Source organism: Micromonospora sp. NPDC004336 (genome assembly GCF_053602615.1).
Map to the genome: position 1 here is coordinate 1 of NZ_JBSGDY010000297.1, position 4056 is coordinate 4056.

Annotated in this window: 4 protein-coding genes and 1 pseudogene; 2 read left to right on the plus strand and 3 right to left on the minus strand. The window is 75.7% G+C overall.

Going from position 1 to position 4056, the window contains the following annotated elements; all coding sequences use genetic code 11:
• Together ACWENR_RS29930 and ACWENR_RS29935 are read right to left on the minus strand one after the other, a co-directional pair.
• The coding region (locus ACWENR_RS29930; RefSeq protein WP_452280296.1) for a sigma-70 family RNA polymerase sigma factor at window positions 1-368 on the minus strand (368 nt) is incomplete at its 3' end.
• A 133-nt stretch (window positions 369-501) separates the two neighbouring features.
• Window positions 502-1089, minus strand: a pseudogene (locus tag ACWENR_RS29935) (N-acetyltransferase family protein); the annotation flags it as partial.
• Between the two features lie 35 nt (window positions 1090-1124).
• Between ACWENR_RS29935 and ACWENR_RS29940 the strand changes: the two are divergent.
• Window positions 1125-2453, plus strand: coding sequence for a glycosyltransferase 87 family protein (locus tag ACWENR_RS29940; RefSeq protein ID WP_452280297.1), 1329 nt, complete (start codon window positions 1125-1127; stop codon window positions 2451-2453).
• Here ACWENR_RS29940 and ACWENR_RS29945 read toward each other — a convergent pair.
• A complete protein-coding gene (locus ACWENR_RS29945; RefSeq protein ID WP_452280298.1) occupies window positions 2352-2903 on the minus strand; it encodes an N-acetyltransferase family protein in 552 nt (183 codons plus the stop codon). The genes ACWENR_RS29940 and ACWENR_RS29945 overlap by 102 nt on opposite strands.
• A 78-nt stretch (window positions 2904-2981) precedes the next feature.
• Between ACWENR_RS29945 and ACWENR_RS29950 the strand changes: the two genes are divergently transcribed.
• On the plus strand, window positions 2982-4056 hold a 1075-nt coding region (locus tag ACWENR_RS29950; RefSeq protein ID WP_452280299.1), incomplete at its 3' end, for a winged helix-turn-helix domain-containing protein.

Below are 4056 nucleotides of genomic sequence, written 5' to 3' on the forward strand. Positions count from 1 at the left end.
TCGGGCGCCGGCCCGCCCAGGGCGGCGGCGACCGGGGCGTCCGGCTCGCCGAACTCCATCGGCAGGGCCCGCCGGGCGCGCCCCCGCAACTGGTCGAGGCAGACGTTGGTGGCGATGCGGTAGAGCCACGTGCGGGTGGAGGAGCGGGCCTGGAAGCCGTCGCGCCCGCGCCAGGCGCGCAGCATCGTCTCCTGCACCGCGTCCTCGGCGTCGAAGATCGAGCCGAGCATGCGGTAGCAGTAGCCGGTCAGCTCGACCCGGTGCCGCTCGAGCGCGGCGTCGGCCGCCGGGGTCGCGCCGTCGCGGTCCCGGCCGGCCGGCTCGCCGGGGGGCACGCCCGCCCCGCTGGTCGCCGTCGCTGCGGTCATGAGGCCCACCGTAGGCGACGCCCCCGACAGCGTCGGGCGATCCGGGCCGGCCGGGACCGTGTCGTCAGTCCGCGGGGCCGGCCGGCGGCGGCACCGGGCCGGCCGGCGGGACGTCCGGGAGCGTCGCCTCCGCGGGCGTCGCGTCCGCCGGATCCGCCTCCGCCGGCACCGCCACGTGCAGGCGCACCTGCGGGACGAGCATGTCGTCCACGTCGAGGGCGCGGGCCGCGCCGTCGGGTTCCCAGCCGGTGCTGGTGAGGAACCTCCGGGTCGCCTCGTCACCGTCGAACGCCCAGGCCACCGCCCGGCCGAACCCGTCGGCGCGCCACAGGTCCACGGTCGCGGCGAGCAGCCGGCTGCCGTGCCCGCGCCGCCCCCAGCGGGGCTCCACCAGCAGGTCGGTCACCGCCGCCACGTCCGGCCCGAGCGCCTCGGCCGGCTCGCCGGGGGCGAGCGCCTCCGCGTCGGCCGGACCGGAGGCGGCGAACCCCACCAGATACGATTGCTCGGCCTGTTCGACGGCGACCAGCACCCGGTGGGTGCCGGAGGGCGGCTCCTGCACCGCCGCGCTCCACCGCCGGGCGAGCCACGCCTCGTCCAGGTTGTCGAGCACGTGCCGGGGCAGGATCCGGCGATAGGCGACCCGCCAGGTCGCGAGCTGGATGCGTGCGATCTCGCCGGCGTCTTCCGGACGCGCCGGGCGGACGTACCCGAGAGCCATGGGACGGAAGCCTACGCAGGGCGAGGGAGGCGATGGTGGCGCAGGGTCCCCGACGGACGTTCCAGCAGGTCTTCGGCGTGGTCGCGCTCGCCGTGGCGGTGACGGCGTTCCTGTCCGTGGCGGCCGTCCGGCACGGCTTCTTCGACCTGAAGGTCTACTACGGCGCGCTGACCTGGTGGGTGCACGACGGCGGGGAGATCTACGACTTCCTCAAGCCCGGCACCCAGTACGGCTTCACGTATCCGCCCTTCGCCGCCCTGGTCATGCTGCCGATGGCGTACCTGCCCTGGACGGCGGCGATCGTGGTCAGCGTGGCCGCCAGCGTGGTGGTCACCGCCGTGCTCTTCTGGTGGCTGGTCGACCCGATCTCCCGCCGGGCCGGCTGGACCCGCTGGTTCGCCCTCGCCGTGGCGCTCTGCCTGGCCGCCGCGTACGAGCCGATGCGCGAGACGGTCAACTTCGGCCAGGTCAACATGCTGCTGCTCTTCCTGGTCGCGGTCGACCTGCTCCGGCTGCTGCCGGCCGGCAACCGCTGGGCGGGCGTGGGCATCGGCCTGGCCACCGCGATCAAGCTGACCCCGGGCATCTTCATCGTCTACCTGCTGGTCACCCGGCGCTGGCGGGCCGCGGTCACCTCGATGGCCGCCGCGGCCGGCGCGACGCTGGCGGCCGCCGCGCTCTTCCCCGACGCCTCGCGCGAGTTCTGGACCGAGGCGCTGTGGAACACCGGCCGGGTCGGTGAGCTGGCGTTCGTCTCCAACCAGTCGCTGCGCGGCGTGGTCGCCCGGCTGAACCCGGAGCACCCGAGCACCCTGGCCTGGCTGGCGCTGGTGCTCGCCACGCTGGCGCTGTGGGCGTGGCGCTCCCGGGCCGCCGTGACCGCCGGCGACGAGGCGACCGGCCTGGCGCTGACCGGCGCGGTGATGTGCCTGATCAGCCCGGTCACCTGGGTGCACCACCTGGTCTGGCTGCTGCCGGCGCTGATCCTGCTGGTGGACAACGGCATGGCCGCGCCCGCCGGCGGCCGCCGGCGCCGGGCGCTGCTGGGCGCCGCGATCGTCGGGTACGGCTTCCTGATCAGCCGGATCGTCTGGGCGTGGGAGAAGGACTTCACCGGCCTCGACGGCTTCCTCGGCAGCAACACGTACGTCTGGATCAGCCTGGCGCTGCTGGCGTTCCTGCCGATCCGCCCCGGCGGCGACGAGCGGCTCGGCGGCCGCCCGGGCGACGACGGCCGGAGCCGTCGGGCTACGCCCGCCGGGTCAGCCGTCGACGCGTCCGGCGTACCGCAGCTCGAGCAGCTCGACCGGCGCAGCCCCGCCGGCCAGGGGCACCGGGTAGGTGGACCGCTCACCGTCCGGTGACAGCCCTGCCCGCTCGTAGAACCGGCGGGCCCGGTGGTTGTCCGCCAGCACCCAGACGCGGTAGTCGGACCAGCCCCGCGCGGCCAGGCCGGCGCGGGCCGCCGCGAGCAGCGCCCGCGCGGTGCCGTCGCCCCAGCGCGCCGGCTCGACGTACATCCCCAGCACCTCGCCCAGGGTGGGGTCGAGGTCGTCCCGGTCCTGGTTGTTGCGGTACGGGCCGAACGTGACGAACCCCGCGGGGGCCCCGTCGGCCTCGGCGATCAGGGTGGTGAACGGGTGCTCCGGCTCGGCGGTGCCGAGGTCCCGCCGGCGCTGCGCCCACGCCGTCACGTTGAGCCGTCGCAGCACCTCGTCGGGCATGATCCCGGCGTAGCCGGCCCGCCACCCGTGGATGTGCACCCGGGCGACCGCCTCGGCGTCCTCGGGCTCCTCGCGCCGGATCGTGAGCATGTGTCTGTTCTATGCCTCGACGGGCGTTCGGTCCAGCATCCGCCGGGGTGTCGTACGCGTGGACTAGGGTGCCCGACGATGGCCGCACCGGAATCCCTCTCGCTCGCCCAGGCCCGCCGCGTCGCGCTGGCCGCCCAGGGCTTCGCCGACCCCGCGCCGACCGGCGTGCCCACCCGACGGCACCTGCGCCGGGTGCTCGACCGGGTCGGGCTGATCCAGATGGACTCGGTCAACGTGCTGCAACGCGCGCACTACCTGCCGCTCTACAGCCGCCTCGGGCCCTACCCGACCGCCCTGCTCGACACCGCCGCCTACCGCCGCCCCCGCGAGCTGTTCGAATACTGGGGGCACGAGGCGTCGCTGGTCCCCGTCGGGCTGCACCCGGCGCTGCGCTGGCGGATGGCGCGGTCCCGCTCGGATTCCTGGGGCGGGATGCGCCGGATCGCCGAGGAGCAGCCCGGGCTGGTCGCCTGGGTCCGCGACGAGGTGGCCGCCCGCGGGCCGCTGACCGCCGCCGAGATCGAGCACGACGCGCCCCGGGAGACCGGCAACTGGGGGTGGAACTGGTCGGCGGTGAAGCGGGCGCTGGAGTTCCTGTTCTGGGCCGGCGAGGTCACCGCAGCCGAGCGCACCACCTCGTTCGCCCGCCGCTACGACCTGCCCGAGCGGGTGCTGCCGGCCGCGGTGCTGGATGCGCCCACGCCGACCGACGCGGAGGCCCACCGCGCGCTGGTGAGCATCGCCGCGCGGTCGCTCGGGGTGGCCGCCGAGCCGGAGCTGCGCGACTACTTCCGGCTGCCGGTGGCCGGCGCCCGGCAGGCGATCGCCGAGCTGGTCGAGGCGGGCGAGCTGCTGCCGGTCGCCGTGCAGGGCTGGCAGCGGCCCGCCTGGCTGCACGCCGGGGCGCGGCTGCCCCGCTGGGTGCGCGGCAACACGCTGGTCAGCCCGTTCGACCCGCTGGTCTGGGAGCGGGCCCGCGCCGAGCGGCTCTTCGACTTCAGCTACCGCATCGAGATCTACGTGCCGGCGCCGCAGCGCGTCTACGGCTACTACGTGCTGCCCTTCCTGCAGGGGGAGCGGTTCACCGCCCGGGTCGACCTGAAGGCCGACCGGAAGGCCGGCGTGCTGCTGGTGCCGGCCGCCTGGATCGAGC

Coding starts and splice junctions, on each gene's coding strand:
- ACWENR_RS29945 (WP_452280298.1), bottom strand. CDS start 2,903: ATGCTCACGATCCGGCGCGAGGAGCCCGAGGACGCCGAGGCGGTCGCC.